The organism is Micromonospora matsumotoense (assembly GCF_900091525.1).
GTDB classification, from domain to species: Bacteria; Actinomycetota; Actinomycetes; order Mycobacteriales; family Micromonosporaceae; genus Micromonospora; species Micromonospora matsumotoensis.
In genome coordinates, this window is sequence record NZ_FMCU01000015.1 from 51,444 (window position 1) to 70,012 (window position 18,569).

Sequence of the window (18,569 nt, forward strand, 5' to 3'; positions counted from 1 at the left end):
CCTCCCCGTAGGCCCGGTTGATGTCGTCGATGTTCCGGGCGGCGAGGCGAGAGTCAACCAGGCGGAAATGGCCGCGACAAGCAGTTCATGGACAGCACGATGAAGTCCAATCGGGACGTATGACAGCGAGTATCCACAAAAGGCAGGCTGTCAGAAATTCTCACTTGTCCGTGAGGGTGGAGTTACCTACGGTAGCCGTCACAACGCGGCTAACGTCGATGGCCGTCACACTCACGGGGGAGGCTGTCGTGGCCAAGGGTCACTTCATGCTGCGCGCGTCCCGACGTCGCGTGTCGTCCACCCACCAGCACCTGAGATGGGTCGCCGGAGTCCTGAGCCTGGTTATGGTGGCCAGCGCGCTCACACCGGTGCAGGCCAGCGCGGCGGTCGAGGTGGACCTGCCGGCTTTGCAGAAGGAACGCTCGGTTCCCGGCCGTAGCCACGAGGCGCGGTCGTCGGTTCCCGAGGCCAGGCAGGCCGGCACGCCGCTGGCCCGGCCGACCTGGCCGGCCGCCTCTACCACCACCGTCGACCTGGTCGGTACCGCGCGAGTCGCCGTCGGGTCCGCCCCGATCAAGGTCGGGGCAGCTGCCGGCACCGCTGCCCGCGGCACGGCCGCCGCCCCGGCGACGGTACGGGTGCAGGTCGAGGACCGCGCGACCACCGACCGGGCCGGCGTACGGGGGGTGCTGTTCCGGATCGGCAGCGGCGACGGCACCGCCGGTCGGGTCTCCGTCGAGGTCGACTACCGGGCTTTCCGGACCGCGTACGGCGCGGACTACGCCTCCCGGCTGCGCCTGGTCCAGCTACCGGCGTGTGCGCTGACCACCCCGGAACGGGACGAGTGTGCCCAGATCACGGTGCTGCGCACCCGCAACGATGTCGCCACCTCGACCCTGGTGGCCGAGGTGGATGTGGCCGGCGTGGGCAGTGGACGGCGGACGGCGGCGGCGACCCTGCTCGCCGCCGCCGCTGGCGCTTCCGGGCCCGGTGGCAGCTACTCCGCCACCAGCCTGAACCCCAGCGGCTCCTGGTCGGCGGGCGGTTCGGCCGGTGACTTCTCCTGGTCGTACCCCATGGAGATGCCGTCGTCACTCGGTGGCCCGACCCCGTCGATCGGCCTGGGCTACTCGTCGAGCAGTGTCGACGGGCGGATGGTCTCCACCAACAACCAGCCTACCTGGGTGGGTGACGGCTGGGACTACTGGCCCGGTTTCGTCGAGCGCCGGTACAAGTCGTGTGCCGAGGACATGGGCGGCAACGCGGTCAACACGGTCAAGACCGGCGACCTCTGCTGGGCCTCGAACAACGTCACCCTCTCGCTCAACGGCCGGACCACTGAGCTGGTCCGCGACGGCACCAGCGGTGTGTGGCGGACGGCCGAGGACGACGGTTCCCGGGTGGAGGCGCTGACCGGCGCGAGCAACGGCGACAACAACGGCGAGTACTGGCGGGTCACCACTACCGACGGCACCCAGTACTACTTCGGCCGCAACCGGCTGCCCAACTACGTGAGCGGCAATCCGGAGACGAAGTCGACGTGGACGGCGCCGGTCTTCGGCAACAACCCGGACGAGCCCTGTGACAACAGCAACTTCGACGCCGCCTGGTGCCAGCAGGGCTGGCGGTGGAACCTCGATCACGTCGTGGACACCAACGGCAATTCGATGGCGTACTACTACACGCCGGAGAGCAACTACTACGGCCGTAACATCAAGACCTCCGGGGTGCAGTACGAGCGCGGCGGCTACCTCAACCGCATCGAGTACGGCCAACGTAACGGCCAGGAGTATGCCAAGCCGGCCCCAGCCCGGGTGGTCTTCGGCGTCGACGAGCGCTGCCTGCCGGACGCCAACTTCGACTGCGCGCCGAGCAAGTTCACCAAGGCGAACGCCAACCGGTGGCCGGACACCCCGGTCGACCAGAACTGCGTCAAGGACGAGGAGTGCACCGACCGGTTCTCGCCGACGTTCTGGACCCGGAAACGGCTGACCTCGATCACCACCCAGGTCCGTTCGGGAACGGCGTACCGGGACGTCAACCTGTGGACGTTGAACCACGCCTTTCCGACGACCGCGGACGGCACCACCCCGTCGCTCTGGCTCGCCTCGATCACCCGTACCGGCAAGGTCGGTGGCAGCGTGAGCATGCCGGCGGTGACCTTCACCGGCCAGATGATGCCCAACCGGGTCGACGGCCTGGAAGGTGTTCCCGCGATCACCCGGCAGCGGATGGTCCGGATCGACACCGAGACCGGGTCGACCATCGGGATCGGCTACCTGCCCCGGCAGTGCAGCCGGTTCACCCCGGTGGTGCTGCCGGCGCCGAACGAGACCAACACCATGCGCTGCTACCCGACCTACTGGCAGCCGGAGGGTGAGACCGAGCCGGTGCTGGACTGGTTCCACAAGTACGTGGTCAACCAGGTGGTCGAGCAGGACCGTCAGGGCGGTCAGCTACCGAAGGAGACGAACTACGAGTTCTCCAACCCGGCCTGGGGTTACGACGACGGCGAGTTCACCAAGGCCGAGCACCGCACCTGGAGCCAGTGGCGCGGGTACGGCAGGGTCCGGACCCGGGTGGGCAAGGCGCCGGACAACCTGTCGCTGACCGAGACCCGCTACTTCCAGGGCCTCGACGGCGACAAAACCTCCACCGGCACCCGCACCGCGTCGGTCACCGACTCCGAGGGCGGGACCACGCCCGACGTGGCCGAGTTCCAGGGCATGATCCGTGAGGCGATCTACTACTCCGGCGACGGTGGGGTGATCGAGTCGGCCACCCTGAACACCCCGTGGCGCAGCGCCGCCACCGCGACCCGGGCCCGGCCCGGCACCAGCGCACTGAAGTCGTACGTCACGCAGACGACGAGCGTGAAGTCGCGGACCAAGGTGGCGGACGGCAGTTGGCGTCGTACCGAGGTGCAGCACAGCTTCGACGGCTACGGCATCCCGACCCAGACCAGCGACCTGGGCGACCTCTCCCGCACCGACGACGACAGTTGCACCCGGCACGAGTACGCCCGAAACACCGACGACTGGCTGATGACGAAGGTCAAGCGGGTGGAGAAGGTGGCGGTGTCCTGTGCCACCGCCCCGTCCCGCCCGGCCGACGTGGTCTCCGAGACGCGCATGTACTACGACGACCTCACCACTCTGGGTGCGGCCCCGACCGAGGGCAACGTCACCAAGGTCGAGGAGTTGATGGAGTGGCCGGCGGGAGGACCGCGCTACGCGGTGACCGGCCGGTCGGTCTACGACGACTACGGTCGGGTCACCGAGTCGTACGACGTCTACGGCAAGAAGACGAAGATCGACTTCATCCCGGCGGCGGACGCCCTGGTCACCCAGGTCGACACGACCAACCCGAAGCTGCACAAGACCACCCAGTACCTTGAGCCGGCGTGGGGGGTCCCGGTCGCCGAGGTGGACCCGAACAGCGCGCGGACCGACCTGAGCTACGACCCGTTGGGCCGACTCACCAAGGTCTGGCTGCCGGGCCGGGACAAGGCCACCTACCCGGACACCCCGAACAGCCGGTTCGCCTACCAGGTGACCCAGTCCGCACCGGTGGTGGTGACCACCGAGACGCTGAAGGAAGACGGCTCGTACCGGACCGGGTACGAGATCTACGACGGCATGCTGCGGCTGCGGCAGACCCAGCAACCGGCCAACGGCGGCGGTCGGGTGCTGACCGACGTCTTCTACGACACCCGGGGACTGGCCTGGAAGAAGCGGGCGGCGTACTACAACTCCTCGGCACCTTCGGCGACCCTGCTGGACGGCATCGGCGACAACCTGGTGCCGAGCCAGATGGTCTACCGCTTCGACGGAATGGGCCGGCCGACCAACGAGATCTTCGAGAGCTTCGGCGTCGAGAAGTGGCGGACGGTCACCACCTACCGGGGTGACCGGATCGACGTGGACCCGCCGCAGGGCGGCACCGCCACCACCAAGATCACCGACGGGTCGGGACGCCTCGCCGAACTGCGCCAGTACCAGGCGGAGACGCCCACCGGTGCGTACGAGGCGACCACCTACTCCTACGACCGGTTCGGCCGGGTCAAGGAGGTCAAGGACCCGACCGGCAACAAGTGGACGTACGGCTACGACCTGCGAGGTCGGCAGACCAACGCGGGTGACCCGGACAAGGGCACCACGACCAGTACCTTCGACGACGGCGACCGGTTGGTCTCCACCACCGATGCCCGGCAGAAGACGCTCACCTACGGTTACGACGAGTTGGGTCGTCCGACCGCGCTGCGGCACGGCACGTCCACGGGGACCCTGGCCGCACAGTGGACGTACGACAGCTTGAAGATCGGGCTGCCGACCTCGTCGACCCGGTGGGTGGGCAGCAACGCCTACGTCAGCGAGGTGACCGGATACAACGTCCGTAACCAGCCGACCGGGACGAAGTACACCATCCCGGCCAGCGAGGGGGCACTGGCTGGCAGTTACAGCTTCGCGCAGAGCTACACCGACAACACCGGCCTGCCGAAGTCCACCACCTACCCGCTGGCCGGTGGGCTGCCCGAGGAGCGGGTCAGTTACGGCTACAACGGCCTGGACATGCCGGTCAGCGTCACCGGCCTGAACAAGTACCTCCAGACCACCACCTACTCGGAGTACGGCGAGCCACTGCGGCTCACCATGGGCGCGGTCGGCAAGGAGGTCTACCAGACCTTCAAGTACCAGGACGGCACCCGCCGGCTGGCACAGACCATCGTCGACCGGGCCATCGCGCCGACCCGGCTGGACGACATCAGCTACGAACACGACGCCATCGGCAACGTCACCAAGATCAAGGGCGTCGAGCAGGGCACGACCACCGACACCCAGTGCTTCGGCTACGACCACCTACGCCGGATGACACAGGCGTGGACCGCCAACGACGACTGCGCAGCGAAGACCCCGTCGGCGGCGACGGTCGGCGGACCCGACCCGTACTGGCACTCGTACACGTTCCACGACGGGACCAGCAACCGGAAGACCGAGGTCCAGCACGACACCTCGGGCAACCCGGCCAACGACATCACCGCCACCTACGGGTACCCAACGGCGGGCACGGCGCAACCGCACACCCTGCGGACGGTGAACACCGTCGGCTCACCCACCCCCGGACTGCCCGGTGGGCAGCGGCTGGACGAGTACCTGTACGACAACGCCGGCAACATGATCAGCCGGAAGATCGGCGGGACCGCCCAGACCCTGGACTGGGACAACGAGGGGCACCTGGCGAAGGTGACCGAGGGCACCAAGGTCACCGAGTTCCTCTACGACGCCGACGGCAACCGGATGATCCGACGGGACCCGACCACCGTCACCCTCTACCTGGCCGGCACCGAGCTGACCCTGACCAAGGCGACCACCTCGGTCAGCGGCACCCGGTACTACCAAGGGGCCGGCGCGGTCCGAACCCCCTCCAACAAGGTGAACTTCCTGATCGGCGACCACCACGGCACCGCCCAGGAGACCATCGACGCGAACACCCTCGCCTCGACCCGGCGCAAGTACACCCCATACGGCCAGACGCGTGGCAGCCAGCCGTCGGTGTGGCCGGGGCAAAAGGGCTTCGTCGGCGGCACCATCGACTCATCCACCGGACTGACCCACCTCGGAGCCCGGGAATACGAGCCAGCAACCGGCCGGTTCATCTCGGTCGACCCCATCATCGACTTCACCGACCCCCAGCAGATGCAGGGGTACGCCTACGCCAACAACTCACCGGTCAGCTTCTCAGACGCCTCGGGCCTACGGTACTGCGCCGACGACCCCTGCAGCGGCAACGGTGGCGGCGTGTCCGGCACCGGCCCGCCGCCCGGCGCGACGCAGACCAAGCCCCCGGCGGGCGGCAACAAGACACCGAGCGGCCCGAGCCAAGACGAGGTCAACAGGGCGAAGTCAATCAAGGAGAAGAAGCTCCTTGACATCGTGATCGAGGCCAGTGGAGAGATCCTGCTGGCGTTCTTTGGACTCGACGACATCCGCGACTGCGTAATGAAGGGCGACATCGGCGCCTGCGCGATGGCGGTGGTCAGCGCCATCCCGTGGGGCAAGGTCTTGAAGGCGAAGAAGGTCGGCGAGGCCATGATAAGGACTGGCAAAGCGGTCCTTTCCTGGTTCGACGAGATGAAGTGGGCGCAACGGGTGCTCGCCCAAGCCGACGAGGCCGCCGCACTGGCGGCGAGACAGGCCGACGACGCGGCAGCGGCGGTAGCCAGACAGGCCGACGACGCGGCAGCCACGGCAGCCAGACAGGCCGACGACGCGGCAGCCACGGCAGCCAGACAGGCCGACGACGCGGCAGCCACGGCAGCCAGACAGGGCGACGACGTCGCCGAGACGGCCGGGAAATCCTGCAAGACCGGCAACAGCTTCACCCCGGACACCCGCGTGGTGCTGGCCGACGGCTCGACCCGGGCGATCGAGGACATCGCTCTCGGCGACGAGGTGCTCGCCACCGACCCGGAGACCGGCCAGACCGAGGCCCGCACGGTGGTCGGCCTGATCGTCGGCGACGGCCGCAAAACCCTGGTCGAGGTGACCGTCGACACCGACGGTACGCAGGGCGACAAGTCCGGCTCGGTGATCGCCACCGACGGGCACCCGTTCTGGATCGCCGACCTCAACAAGTGGTTACCGGCCACCGAACTGGAACCGGGCCAGTGGCTACGCACCTCAGCGGGGACATACGTTCAGGTCGAGGCAGTACGGGCGTTCACCCAGGAGCGCAGGGTCCACAACCTCGCCGTCGAAGGAATCCACACGTACCATGTGCTCGCCGGCAATACTCCTGTACTGGTGCACAACTGTGGTGGTTCGGTTCAAGGGCATCCATCGACGTGTGCATGCGCGACGGGAGGCGTGCCGCAGGTTCGCAACGGGGCATTGGCGGGTAACACGCATCCGGTCACCGGTATCCCATTCGACAGGCATGGTTTCCCTGATTTCTCGTCCGTGCGGCATCCGTCTGTGCCGGATGTTCGGATCACTCTTTCGGGTAGTCGTTCGACTGATTTTGCCCGCGCTAATCGGGCGGCCGGACTCTCCAGTACGCCGACTGGGTACACGTGGCATCATCATCAAGACAAGGGGCTCATGCAGCTCATCGATCGAACCGTACACGCAAAGACTGGGCACACCGGTGGCTTCAAGTAGCGGGTGGGTGTTATGAACGTTCTTTTCGAGGAAGACGACTACTATACTGGCCCACAACTGGAGCCCTCGATGGTTCAGCGGGCCGAGTATCTCCTTGGTGTGCGGCTTCCTCAGGCCTACATTGACCTGCTGTACCGTAGGAACGGCGGGGTTCCAAGGAACCGGTGCTGCCCGACTGAATTCGAGACCACCTGGATGCCCGACCACATTCAGATCAGCGCAATTCGTGGAATCGGTGGAGAGTGGGGAATCGAGACGAACTCTGGTCTGGGAAGTGCTGACATGATTGCCGAGTGGGGCTATCCGGATGTCGGCGTTGTCATTTGTGATATGCCTTCGGCGGGTCATGATGCGGTTATGCTTGACTACTCTAGATCTGGCCCTCAAGGCGATCCCGCCGTCGTATATATCGATGAGGACCGTATCCCTCGGCGAATTGCCGACTCTTTCAGGAAGTTCGTGGAGCTCCTAGTAACTTGTGACCGTTTTGCTGATGGGGGTGGCGAATAGCGCCCGGTTTGGCGGCAAGATCGGGTGGTATTGCGTCGCTGACTCGCTCTCGTGTTCGGGTAAAGCCGATCGCGTTGCGTGACGGCGGGGTGCCGATGGCTGTCCTGCTCTGCCCGGGTTGCCGTCACGGTTGCCGTCAAGTGCTGGCTCTGCATCGTCATGTAGATCAGCTTGTCGACGCCCTCGCCGGACTCGACGAAGCTGATGTCCAGCCCCCAGTCGTCCGGCCCGAACTCGTCCTTCTTCCCGTCCACCGCCACCGGCGACACAGACGCAACGGCCCGCTCCTCGGTCATGATCGACACGACAGCCTCCTTCGAGGGGTGTCCTCCCCACGCATGTGGGGGTGTTCCTGCAGCGGTGGTCCGAGGGCCACGTGCGTGGGGTGTCCTCCCCACGCACGTGGGGGTATTCCGGCCTACCGCTGGCCTGAATGGTGACTGTCGGACAGCGCGCCGACAGCCCACAGCTCATCCCCGTGCTGGCCAAGATTCGCCTCACCCAAGCCGATAGCGGCCAATCGGGGACCTGCCCCGGCACGGCGCTGCTATCGCTGACCACCTGAGATTGTCGAGAATCCCTCGGGGGCGACTGCGAGCAGCTCGACCCAGCCGGGGCTGAACGAGGTCCTCTCTCCCAGTAGGCTCGGTGCCGAAGCAGTGAGTTGCCGGGGAGGTGGCACGGCTGAGCCGCATGACGCCGCAGCACAACTTCCTGCGTGTTGGCCAGGTGGTGCCGACCGACCAGGAGGTGTCCACTGTCGAAATTGCGACGTCGGTCTCGGACGTGCTCACGATGATGGCTTATCGTGGCTTCGACCAGGTGCCCGTGACATCTCACGGCGTGGTGGTGGGCGTCTTCAGCTACCGGTCACTCGCGCTGAATCTCGGCATCGTACGCCGGCAGGACAGTCCCCTGTCCTACCCCGTCGGCGACTTCCTTGAGGACCTGGCCTTCGTCAGGTCCGGCTCTGAGGTCGAAGACGCACTGGAGGCGCTCCATCAGAAGGGGGCGGTCCTGGTCGGCGATGAGGAGCGCCTGCTTGCGGTCGTCACCGCCGCCGACGTGAACAGCTACCTCTGGACCGCGGCGAGGCAGTTCATGATCGTGCGCGATGTCGAATTGGCGACTCGTTACCTGGCGCAACGGGCGTGCGCCACCGAGGACGAGCTCCGCGCGCTTGTTGTCGCCGCTCGGCCGACCGACGGCAACGGTACCGCCGCTGCGCGCCTGGAGGATCTGACCTTCGGTGAGTTGATCTCCGTCATCAACAGCCCCGAGCGCTTCGGCCGGGTCTTCAGCCGCACCTTCGGTAGCAGCCGCGAGTTGGTCTTCTCCATGCTTGAACCCGTCCGGGATGTCCGCAACAAGGTCTTCCACTTCCGCGACGCGGTGACACCGGATGAGGTTGACCTTGTCATGAATGCCCGTGTGTGGCTGCGGCGCAGGGTCAGGATGGTGCAATGATCGGCCGCGCACCTGCTCACATCCTGCTCGCCGAGCGGTTGGACCGCGTCCGCGACGCCCGCCACATAGTGCTACACGCACCCCCCGGTTCCGGTAAGACGCGGATCCTGGCGGACTTCATCGCCCGCGCCGCTGAGTCCGGTTTCGTCCTGGTGGTGTCCTCGCGTCGCGAACTACTCAAACAGTGGGCCATCGTGCTGGGAGACCACGGCGACGCACCGGTACACGAGCTAGACTCTGACCTCGCGTTGGAACTTGCCAGCCTGTCACCGGCCGAGTCCCAGCACAACCACGGGGTTCTCCTCACGACCACGGTAGGCGTCCGCCGGGGTCCTGTGCGGCTCGCGCTGCAGTCGCTTCCCTTGGCCTTGTTCCTCCTCGACGGCCTTCCCAGGCCCGACGGTGCCACGCTGCCCGCCGTCAGGAGCATCGTCGACCGGGCTCGGCAGACAATCGTGGTTGACCACATCTCACGGGGGCGCATGCCCCCATGGCTTCAGCATCCCGCACTGGTGCAACTCACGTCGGCCGAGGCCATCGATATGAGCGACAACCGGCACGTCAGTCCAGAGGACTATGTGGTGGCGCTCAGCCTCGGCGAACGTTCCGTCTTTCAGCAGGCGGCGATGTTGCTGGACAGGCGACAAGTCGTCCGCAGCCGACCTGCTTTGCACTCGGCATTAATGCAGCTGATCGGCGGGGTGCAGGAACCGAGCAGGGACGACCTGGGTCGCGTGGATATGGCATGGAGCCTTGTTGACTCTCTCGAAGGCCTCGGCCCAGACCCACGGTTGGCAGCGATGACAGAGGCGGTCCTACACAGACGTCAGTTCGGCCCCGTCATCGTGGTGACTGGCCCCCTGCGTGCTGAGGTCGAGTACGTACGTGATCATCTGACCGCCCACGGGATCCGGACGACTGAGTGGACGTTGCAGGATCCGCCGAAGGAACCAGCCGTGGCGGCCGACCGCAGCCCATCCCCCGTCGTCGTTGCCACTCCCAGCGGTCTGGAGGTAGGTGAGCCACTGCTACAAGCCGCCACCTTGGTGTACTTCACCAGACCGCGAAGCGACGCCGAGCGTGCGTGGCTTTTAAGTGCGCTGCGCACCGGCATGACTCGCAGCGTAGTTCTGCCTACCGATGAGCCGCCCACAGCAGCCGGAAACTGAACCAGCGAAGCTGGTCGACCCTGTTGCATTAGCTAAGCACGACTGACGCCGGTTTACCCGGTATGACCCGCTTGGCTGGTGAGGCACAGACGGGGCGCTTCCGATCTCTCCGGCTCTTCACAGCAATGCCATCCCGCCGCCATATTCATCGATGATGGTGAGTTCAGTTGCTGTTGATGGTGATCTGGAGGCATGGCATGGCACGACCGACCACGAAGACGCCCGGGCTCGCGCGACCCCGTGTGCGCGCCGTGACGCTGGCACTCGCCACGCTTATCGGCGCAGCATCCCCGGCCAGCATCGCGGGGACCGCGACGGCGACGCCTCCGGGGATCCCCTCGAAGACGACGGCACAGTCGCAGCTCAACGCCCTGACCGTCGCCAGCGAGGGTTCCACCAGCGGTTACTCCCGTGACCTGTTCCCCCACTGGATCACCATCAGCGGCAGCTGCGACACCCGGGAGCAGGTCCTCAAGCGCGACGGCACGTCGGTCGTGGTCAACTCCTCGTGCCAGGCCACCTCGGGGCGCTGGTACAGCCCGTATGACGGGGCGACCTGGACCGCCGCGTCGGACGTGGACATCGACCATGTGGTCCCCCTTGCCGAGGCGTGGCGTTCCGGCGCGAGTTCCTGGGCGACCAGCCGCCGGCAGAGCTTCGCCAACGACCTGTCTCACCCGCAACTGATCGCGGTGACCGACAACGTCAACCAGTCCAAGGGAGACCAGGACCCGTCGACGTGGCAGCCGCCGCTGTCGTCGTACCGGTGCACCTACAGCAAGATGTGGATCACCGTGAAGTACGCCTGGGGCCTGCGCCTGCAGTCGTCGGAGAAGTCGGCGCTGCAGAGCATGCTCAACACCTGCTCCTCCTGAGTCCGCCCCACATCCTGACGTCGGCAGTCGCCCGCTGCGGGGGACTGCCGACGTCAGAGATTGCCCATAGCCCGTGCCCCGGCATGGCTGTAGCACGTTCAAGCCCGCAGGAGGGCTCGGACCAGAGGATCCGGGGGGTGTGCCCGTTCATCGAGGCGGGGAAGGTATGGCGGGATGGAACGGTGTTGCTAATGCAGTGGACCCGCGCTTGTTCCGGTGATCGTCGAGTGGATCATCGGGTCTTGCTCGATACCGCTCCGTCGGTCCGCCGGCCAGTGCCGCCGTCTGGTGCGCCTTCACCCCGCGCGGGCTCGTATCGGCGCGTCTGGTCGCGCCCAGTTGTGGCGTGACGTTGGGACTGCGTCCTCGGTCTCGATGTCGAGGTCGAGGACATCCAGTTCTATGGCGTCTCCGAGTTTCAGGAGGGTCATGATCCGGGTGATCATCGACCGGCGGACCGCGCGCCGTTGTGGGGTGCTGTCGTGCGCGCGTAGGTGATCGCGCATCTGTTGCCACGCATCGGGTTCGACGGTGCGGGGGGTGGGGGTGTTGCCTCTGGCCAGGAGGCGTCGCCAGCGTCGTCGGGGTTGGGTCTCAGTGGCGGCGATGTCGGTGACGACGTGCTGCAGGAGCCGCATTTGCTTCTCGACCTCGGCGCGTTGTCGCGCGAGGTCGTCGACCTCGTGGCGGGCGGCGTCGATGATCACTTTGACGTCGGCGCGGGCCTGGCGCAGCAGGAACGCTGCCTGACGGCGGGCGGCGCTGATGATCTCGTCGGCTGTCTCGATGCCGGCGGCCTGGGCCACGGCCGGGCAGCAGTCGAATGCCAGCGGCGTAAGAGGCGTCGGGTCGCCGGCGTCGTGGGTGCGGTAGCCGGCCTTCGCGGCGGCCTGGTACCAGCGGCGTGCCCGTGTCAGGTCGCCTTCGGTTGTCGATGGGGTGTCGATACTGGTGTTGTCGGTGACGACGGAGCGGTACTCGAGCAGCATCGCCAGGCGTACCGCAGCGTCGGCGACGTCGCGGGCGGCGGCGATGTGTAGCCAGTGCTCGGCCTGGTCCCGCCGTCCGTGAATCTGGTAGTGGATGCCGAGCAGGTAGGCGGCGGTGCCGAGTTCGGCGTCTGCGATGGTGTCGTCCATCTGTCGGCACTGACGCGGGTCGGCCGCGCGCCGCGCGTGCAGGTGCAGGACCCGACGGGCCTCCACAGAGGTGTTGCGGGTCGATCGGGGGCCGAGGCAGGTGTCTACCGCATGTTTCAGGTCGTCTGCGATGCTCACGCGCTGTTCCCTCCTTCGGTGTCGGCCCTGGCGCCGGCCAGCCGCTCCTGCAGGGTGCGCAGCCCGCGGGCCTTGTGGGTCTTGAGTGCCGACACGCTGATGCCGAGGATCTCCGCGGCGGCGGACTGGTCGAGATCACATAGTTCGGTCAGCACCACGACCTCCCGCTGTCGGGTGGGCAGCCGACGTAGTGCGGCGAGGAGATCCAGCTGCTGGTCCAGGTCGCGAGCGGGACCGGCGGGCAGGTCGTCTGCCTCCTGGCGTTGTTCCAACGAGTCCATCTGCATGGGTGCAGCAACCCGGCGGGCGAGTTGTTGGCGGGCCAGCCGGTACATGAGGATCTCCGGTCGGCTGTAGCGGCCCCAGTAGTGGCGCACCAAGATCATGACTTCCTGCACGACGTCTTCCGCCGCGTGCCGGTCGCCGGTCCAAGCCGCCACCGCCTTGAACAGCTTCCCTCGCCACGCTGTGTAGAAGGAGATGAATTGCTCGTTCGCCTCATCGCTGGTCACCTTCCGCATCCCGCGCCCGCGCCACCAGACTCCGGACGGATCTGGTCCGGACGCTGAAGCCCCCGGCATGACCTGCGCCAGTCGTGGCCGGCAACGAGACGGGCGCACTGCTTCGCACTGTGCATGCCGCCGCACCACGGTTTACCACGCACGGACATCCTCCTCGGGGACGTGAACGACGTGAATCGTCGCTACCCAGAAGAGGCTCACAATCGGTAGCGAGGTCTACATGGCTTGACGAATCGTGACCTTGCTGTAACAGAAAGCGATGATCATGAGTTGCGACCCCGACCCCACTGACGCCCGCCGATGGAGGCTTGGAAGGCTTCCGGCCAGGCCATTGCGAGGTCCCCGAACCTCTCGTGGCGTAGATGAAGAGAATCCGCCTTCTGGGAGTGCGTGGAGGAGCTGCCCGCGTTGGGCGGCCGCCGACCGAACCGTTCACCGGCACCGTCATGCGGCGGCGCTTCGGCCGAGCGAGGGGTGGGTGAGCCGACACCGTGACCCGCCGCAGTACCAGAATTGCCAGGGTGGGTCAGGCACTGAGGAGCGCCCTGTCGCCGACAGCCCCAACTCCGGGTAGGCGCAGGGGCGGCGATTGACAAACTCCACACGAGACGAGGCCCGTCCGTCAACCGTTTCGAGACCTGACCGATGGCAAGAGCCGGCCCGCACCGTAATGTCCGCCCTCATGCCTTGGTCGTGTACGGGCATGCCCGAACCGGAATAGGAGTGATATAGACGATATTGGATTTTCGCACGTACAGAACCGCCGAGTGCAGCGCCCGGAAGTTGCGCCATCCGCAACCGATCACCCTTCCTCGTCATGCGCCATCGGCGACTACTCAAAGTGGTCGCTCGCGTATCCGCCGGGACGGGCGAATGTCGGGAGAACGGGAGGCGGCTCGTTCACGTATCGGCACGAGAGTGCCTGCGGGTAAGCAAGCTGATGGACCCCACTTTTGTGATGAGTGTTGTGCGGGTTACTGTTCTGTAGTTCATGCAGGTAGACGAGGTGAAGGGAATGTGCGCATGGCCAAGCAGATCATCCACAGGCTCATTGACGACCTGGATGGCGGGGACGCCGACGAGACGGTCGGGTTCGCGCTCGACGGGGTGCGGTACGAGATCGACCTGTCGGCTCTCAATGCCGAAAAGCTCCGCAGCGTCTTGGCCCGCTACACCACTCACGGCACCAGAGTCGGCCGCGGGGGCGTAGCCGTCGACAGCCGGGCCGCCCGCGGGAGCGCGGCAGGCTTTGCGGGGCGGAGCATCAACGGCCCCAGCCGCGTCACCACCGACAGGGAACAGAACAAGGCGATCCGGGACTGGGCCAAGAAGGCCGGCAAGAACATCTCCGACCGGGGTCGCATTCCCCAGGAAATCGTCGAGGAATACCACTCCAAGGCCGGCCGCTGACCTTCACCGCCATACGTACGACAAACACAGTGAGCCTTTTTCAACCTGATCTTGCAGGTCAGCCCCGGTAGTAGGGGCCGGTGATCGATGAGGGCGAGGCTCCAGGTAGGACAGCAAATCGACCAAAACCCGATGCCCCGACCGGGAGCCTCGCCATGCGGTCCTACCCGTCCACGATCTCGTTGTCCAGCCGGGCCCTGAACCACCTCGCCGACCGCATCCGCAGTCACCGCCAGCAGCGCAAATCCCGATGGCGACGGCTCAACCCCGGCCGTCAGGCGCTACTGGCTCTGGCTCACCTGCGCAACGGCGACACCTACACCCGCCTCGCTGCCGGCTTCGAGATCGGCATCGCGACGGCTTGGCGTTACGTCCAGGAAGCGATCGTCCTGCTCAGCGCCGCCGCCGAGGACCTGGACACCGCCATGCGGCGCATCCGGCTGCTGGCGTACGCGATCCTGGACGGCACCCTGATCCCGATCGACCGCGTCGCCGACCAGAAGCCCTACTACTCCGGCAAGCACAAGCGCCACGGCGTGAACGTGCAGGTCATCGCCGACGCGCTCGGGCGCCTGGTGTGGGCCTCGCCAGCACTGCCCGGCGCCACCCATGACCTGACCGCCGCCCGCAATCACGGCATTATCGAGGCCCTGACCAGCGCCGACGTCACGACTTTCGCCGATAAGGGCTACCAAGGCGCCCGCGGCACCGTGCGCACCCCGTTCAAACGACGCCGCTTCCGGCCGAAGCTGTCACGCCGACAGAAGGCGGTCAACCGGGCTCACGCCAAGATCCGCGCCCGCGGCGAACGGGCGATCGCCACGCTCAAGACCTGGAAGATCCTGGTCAAGCTGCGTTGCTGCCCACGCCGCGCGACCCCAATCGTGCAGGCGATCCTCGTGCTGCACCACGTCGAAACCAACCGCTACGCAGGATGAAAAAGGCTCAGTCAGCCGCCATACGCCTTCCACCGCAGCACGACAACACCAACGAGAGCCCACCGGCTGCTTCCGGCATGCGCCGCCGGGCGGGAGCAGCATGCGTCTGATGCTGCGACACTCATGCCGATTGTCGTCCGGAGGTGGTAGGAGATCACCGGCGGTCCGCATACCGGCGCACTCCGCTCACTGGGAAGGTCGCACCTCGAGACGATCGACCAGCGCAGGTGGGTGTGTACAACTAACGGCTGATCGACCGATCAAGGGAGAGACGCCAGATGACGACCGAGATCACCATCGAGCAGCCGGCTGTGGAGCCGACCGGTGCGGTCACGGACGAGCAGCTGATCGCGATGCTGGTCGATCGGGCCCGGGGTGAAGGGCTGAAGCTGACCGGTGAGGGCGGGCTGCTGCAGCAGCTGACCAAGCGGGTCCTGGAGTCCGCGTTGGACGGGGAGATCACCGACCACGTCGGCTACGACAAGCACGACCCGGCCGGTCGGGGCAGCGGGAACACCCGTAACGGCAGCCGGACCAAGACAGTGCTCACCGACGTCGGCCCGGTCGAGATCCGGGTCCCTCGCGACGCTGCCGGGACGTTCGAGCCGCAGATCGTGCGCAAGCGGCAGCGTCGGCTGACCGGGGTCGACGACCTGGTCCTGTCGTTGTCGGCCAAGGGTTTGACGCACGGGGAGATCGCCGCCCATCTGGCCGAGGTGTACGGCGCCGAGGTGTCGAAGCAGACGATCTCCACCATCACCGACAAGGTCCTCGACGGGATGGCCGAGTGGCAGAACCGGCCTCTCGACCGGGTGTATCCGGTCGTGTTCATCGATGCCATCAACGTCAAGATCAGGGATGGTCAGGTCGCGAACCGGCCGATCTACCTGGCCATGGCGGTCACCGTCGACGGCCACCGGGACATCCTCGGGATCTGGGCCGGTGACGGCGGTGAAGGCGCGAAGCACTGGCTGCACGTGCTCACCGAGCTGAAGAACCGCGGCGTGGCCGACGTGCTGATGCTCGTCTGCGACGGGCTCAAGGGCCTACCCGAGGCGGTGGAGACGGTCTGGCCGCGCACGATCGTGCAGACCTGTGTGGTTCACCGGAGCCGTCAAGAAACAACCTGCAGGTTTCGCGGCTCTGGGATTCTGGTCGGTGGGTGTTCGACGGAGGCAAGGAGGTCGATGGGGGTGGCGTACTGGTGCTTGGCGGGGGTGAGGGTGGTGCGGCGGTCGTCGAGGATGGGCAGGACGTCGTTGATGGCGTTTCGGAGGGTGCTGCGGGAGACGTCGAACAGTTCGGCGAGGGTGTTGAGGCCGCTGACTCGACGTCGGTAGAGGATCGTGGCGAGGATCCGGTCGCTGTCGGTGATCTTCTGCCGGAAGACCCCGGCGCGGGTGCCCAGGCGTCGGTCAGCGCCGCGTTGGCGGTGGCGGCGTTCTTCGATCGCGGCGGCGTAGGGAACGATCAGTTCTTCGAGCAGGGTGTGCAGCGCTTCACGGGTCATGCCGGTCAGTCGCGGGTCGGTCAGCCGGTAGCGGGTGGGCGGGTGTGTAGCCGGTCCGGTGTTGGTGGTCCAGGCGCGTAGGTCCTCGGCGCGGGTGAAGTAGCGCACGACGGTCGGGGTGATGGTGATCTTCTGTTCGTCGATGAGCTGCCGGGTGGCCTTGATGGCCTGGCCGATCGTGACCGGGTTGATTCCGAGCAGGTCACAGAGCACTTTTTGCGGGCAGACCTGCCGCAGGTAGAGGACGGTGAGTAGGGTCTCGTCGGCGTCGCGCAGCAGCGATCGGCTGCGGCCGTTGGTGGCCACGCACCGGCCGCCGCGCAGCACGTAGCGGTGCTGTTGCCTGCGGGCTGCCTGGGCGGGCGCCAGCTGGGCCTGCAGCGCGTCCAGCTCAGTGGTGCTCATGCCGGTCAGCCGCGGGTCGGCGAGCAGTTGCAGGGCTTGGGTGCGGGCTGCGGCGCGCTGGTCGGCGGACGGCGGCGCGGTGTTGGCGCCGGTCGGGGCGATGCTGTAGTTCCACTGGCCGCGTTCGGCGTGCGGGGTGATTGGCAGGGCCTGCAGTTGGTCGCGGCTGACGGCCACCCCGGTCGGGTAGATGCCGTGGTCGAGGACGGCCTCGACCCGTAGCCCGGTCCGGGTGGTGGTCGCGGCGATCGTGTTGAGGACGACCTCGTGGCTGGTCAACGGGCGGCCTCGCCAGTTCGTGGTGATGTGGGAGAACAGGCCGTGTTCGATCTTGTTCCACTTCGAGGTGCCCGGCGGGAAGTGGCAGACCGTGACCATCAGGCCAGCTTCGGCGGCGAACGCGGCCAGTTCGGCTTTCCAGAGCCGGTAGCGGTAGCTGTTTGATCCTCCGGCGTCCGCGGTGATCAGCAGGCGTGTGGCCTGCGGGTGGTCCAGTCGGCCTCTGGCCTGCCACCAGGCCCGGATCGAGGCGACCGCGAACGCTGCGGTGTCGTGGTCGAGTCCGACGTTGACCCATCCGGTGTTCGCGGTCATGTCATAGATCCCGTAAGGGATGACCGTGTCCACTCGTGGGCCGGCGAAGAAGCTGTGGTCTTCGACCTGGACCGGCTGTCCGGATGGCCGCCACTCCCGCCCGGCCATCGGCAGCAGCCCCACCTGTTCCTTCTTCTTCGCGTCCACGCTGATCACCGGCTGCCCGGCAACCTGATGGTCTTTGACCTGTTCGTTGAGATAGCGGAACTGGGCATCCCGGTCGGGGTGCTGATCACCTTCCAGGGTCTTGGCGGTGCCCTGCAAGCTGAACCCGTTGGCCTTCAACAGCCGTCCGACTGTCATCGCCGAGACCATTCGGCCCTGCCGGCCCAGTTCGGCGGCCAGGTTACGCAACGACTTCGTCGTCCAGCGCAACGGGGAACACGGGTCACCCCGCTCGTCCGGCTCAACCAACCCGAGCAACGCCGGCACCAGCCCTGGATCACGCTCCTCAGCGCGACTGCGGCCACCCCCGGCCCGACGGACCCGCCCAACCGGCATCGGTTCGCCGCCACCATCCAGTTCGGAAACCCCCCGGCGCACCGTGGTCTCGCTGACCCTGGCGATGTGTGCTACCAGGCGAATCCCACCGTGTCCGAGCAGCCGGGCCTCGACCCCGAGCAGCAAACGACGCTGTCGCTCGTCCAGATGAGGCAACAACGCGTCGAGACGCGCCGCAAGCTGAGCAAGCACACCATCCACAATCGCCACAACAGTCCAACGAGGACAGCAT

At 66.6% G+C, this 18,569-nt stretch carries 10 protein-coding genes and 1 pseudogene; 8 read left to right on the forward strand and 3 right to left on the reverse strand.

Features of this window, described 5'->3' with window-relative positions; translation table 11 throughout:
* The first annotated feature begins 248 nt into the window (after positions 1 to 248).
* The 5 genes from GA0070216_RS24515 to GA0070216_RS24535 all read left to right on the forward strand — a co-directional run bounded on the left by GA0070216_RS24515 (position 249) and on the right by GA0070216_RS24535 (position 11,181).
* On the forward strand, positions 249 to 7,160 hold the full coding sequence (locus GA0070216_RS24515; RefSeq protein WP_141723185.1) for an RHS repeat-associated core domain-containing protein: 6,912 nt from the start codon (positions 249 to 251) through the stop codon (positions 7,158 to 7,160).
* Positions 7,161 to 7,229: 69 nt separating this feature from the next.
* Positions 7,230 to 7,670: an SMI1/KNR4 family protein gene (locus GA0070216_RS24520; protein ID WP_245722705.1), complete on the forward strand. Its 441-nt coding sequence runs from the start codon at positions 7,230 to 7,232 to the stop codon at positions 7,668 to 7,670.
* Between the two features lie 675 nt (positions 7,671 to 8,345).
* A complete protein-coding gene (locus GA0070216_RS24525; protein ID WP_141723186.1) occupies positions 8,346 to 9,137 on the forward strand; it encodes a CBS domain-containing protein in 792 nt (263 codons plus the stop codon).
* Positions 9,134 to 10,306: an ATP-binding protein gene (locus GA0070216_RS24530; RefSeq protein WP_091250880.1), complete on the forward strand. Its 1,173-nt coding sequence runs from the start codon at positions 9,134 to 9,136 to the stop codon at positions 10,304 to 10,306. Before GA0070216_RS24525 ends, GA0070216_RS24530 begins: the two co-directional genes overlap by 4 nt.
* Positions 10,307 to 10,503: 197 nt before the next feature.
* A complete protein-coding gene (locus GA0070216_RS24535; RefSeq protein WP_091250882.1) occupies positions 10,504 to 11,181 on the forward strand; it encodes a GmrSD restriction endonuclease domain-containing protein in 678 nt (225 codons plus the stop codon).
* A 296-nt stretch (positions 11,182 to 11,477) separates the two neighbouring features.
* Here the strand turns inward: GA0070216_RS24535 and GA0070216_RS24540 are convergent, their stop codons facing one another.
* Together GA0070216_RS24540 and GA0070216_RS24545 are read right to left on the reverse strand one after the other, a co-directional pair.
* On the reverse strand, positions 11,478 to 12,458 hold the full coding sequence (locus tag GA0070216_RS24540) for a hypothetical protein (RefSeq protein ID WP_141723187.1): 981 nt from the start codon (positions 12,456 to 12,458) through the stop codon (positions 11,478 to 11,480).
* Entirely contained in the window at positions 12,455 to 12,970 is a 516-nt protein-coding gene (locus tag GA0070216_RS24545) for an RNA polymerase sigma factor (protein ID WP_176739121.1), read from the reverse strand. Before GA0070216_RS24545 ends, GA0070216_RS24540 begins: the two co-directional genes overlap by 4 nt.
* A 1,032-nt stretch (positions 12,971 to 14,002) precedes the next feature.
* Here GA0070216_RS24545 and GA0070216_RS24550 point away from each other — a divergent pair.
* The 3 genes and pseudogenes from GA0070216_RS24550 to GA0070216_RS24560 all read left to right on the forward strand — a co-directional run.
* Positions 14,003 to 14,389 (forward strand): histone-like nucleoid-structuring protein Lsr2, encoded by a 387-nt coding sequence (locus GA0070216_RS24550; protein ID WP_091250886.1) that lies wholly within the window; start codon positions 14,003 to 14,005, stop codon positions 14,387 to 14,389.
* A gap of 155 nt (positions 14,390 to 14,544) precedes the next feature.
* Positions 14,545 to 15,327 (forward strand): transposase family protein, encoded by a 783-nt coding sequence (locus GA0070216_RS24555; protein WP_091250888.1) that lies wholly within the window; start codon positions 14,545 to 14,547, stop codon positions 15,325 to 15,327.
* 353 nt (positions 15,328 to 15,680) lie between these two features.
* Positions 15,681 to 16,442, forward strand: a pseudogene (locus GA0070216_RS24560) (IS256 family transposase); the annotation flags it as partial.
* Here the strand turns inward: GA0070216_RS24560 and GA0070216_RS24565 are convergent.
* On the reverse strand, positions 16,442 to 18,547 hold the full coding sequence (locus GA0070216_RS24565) for an ISAzo13 family transposase (RefSeq protein WP_245722689.1): 2,106 nt from the start codon (positions 18,545 to 18,547) through the stop codon (positions 16,442 to 16,444). The pseudogene GA0070216_RS24560 and the gene GA0070216_RS24565 sit on opposite strands and share 1 nt — an antisense overlap.
* Positions 18,548 to 18,569 lie beyond the last annotated feature (22 nt).

What these genes read in the sequence shown, in the direction of transcription:
- GA0070216_RS24520 (WP_245722705.1), top strand. Translation starts at nt 7,230, where the DNA reads ATGGTTCAGCGGGCCGAGTATCTCCTTGGTGTGCGGCTTCCTCAGGCC.
- GA0070216_RS24530 (WP_091250880.1), top strand. Translation starts at nt 9,134, where the DNA reads ATGATCGGCCGCGCACCTGCTCACATCCTGCTCGCCGAGCGGTTGGAC.
- GA0070216_RS24535 (WP_091250882.1), top strand. Translation starts at nt 10,504, where the DNA reads ATGGCACGACCGACCACGAAGACGCCCGGGCTCGCGCGACCCCGTGTG.
- GA0070216_RS24550 (WP_091250886.1), top strand. Translation starts at nt 14,003, where the DNA reads ATGGCCAAGCAGATCATCCACAGGCTCATTGACGACCTGGATGGCGGG.
- GA0070216_RS24555 (WP_091250888.1), top strand. Translation starts at nt 14,545, where the DNA reads ATGCGGTCCTACCCGTCCACGATCTCGTTGTCCAGCCGGGCCCTGAAC.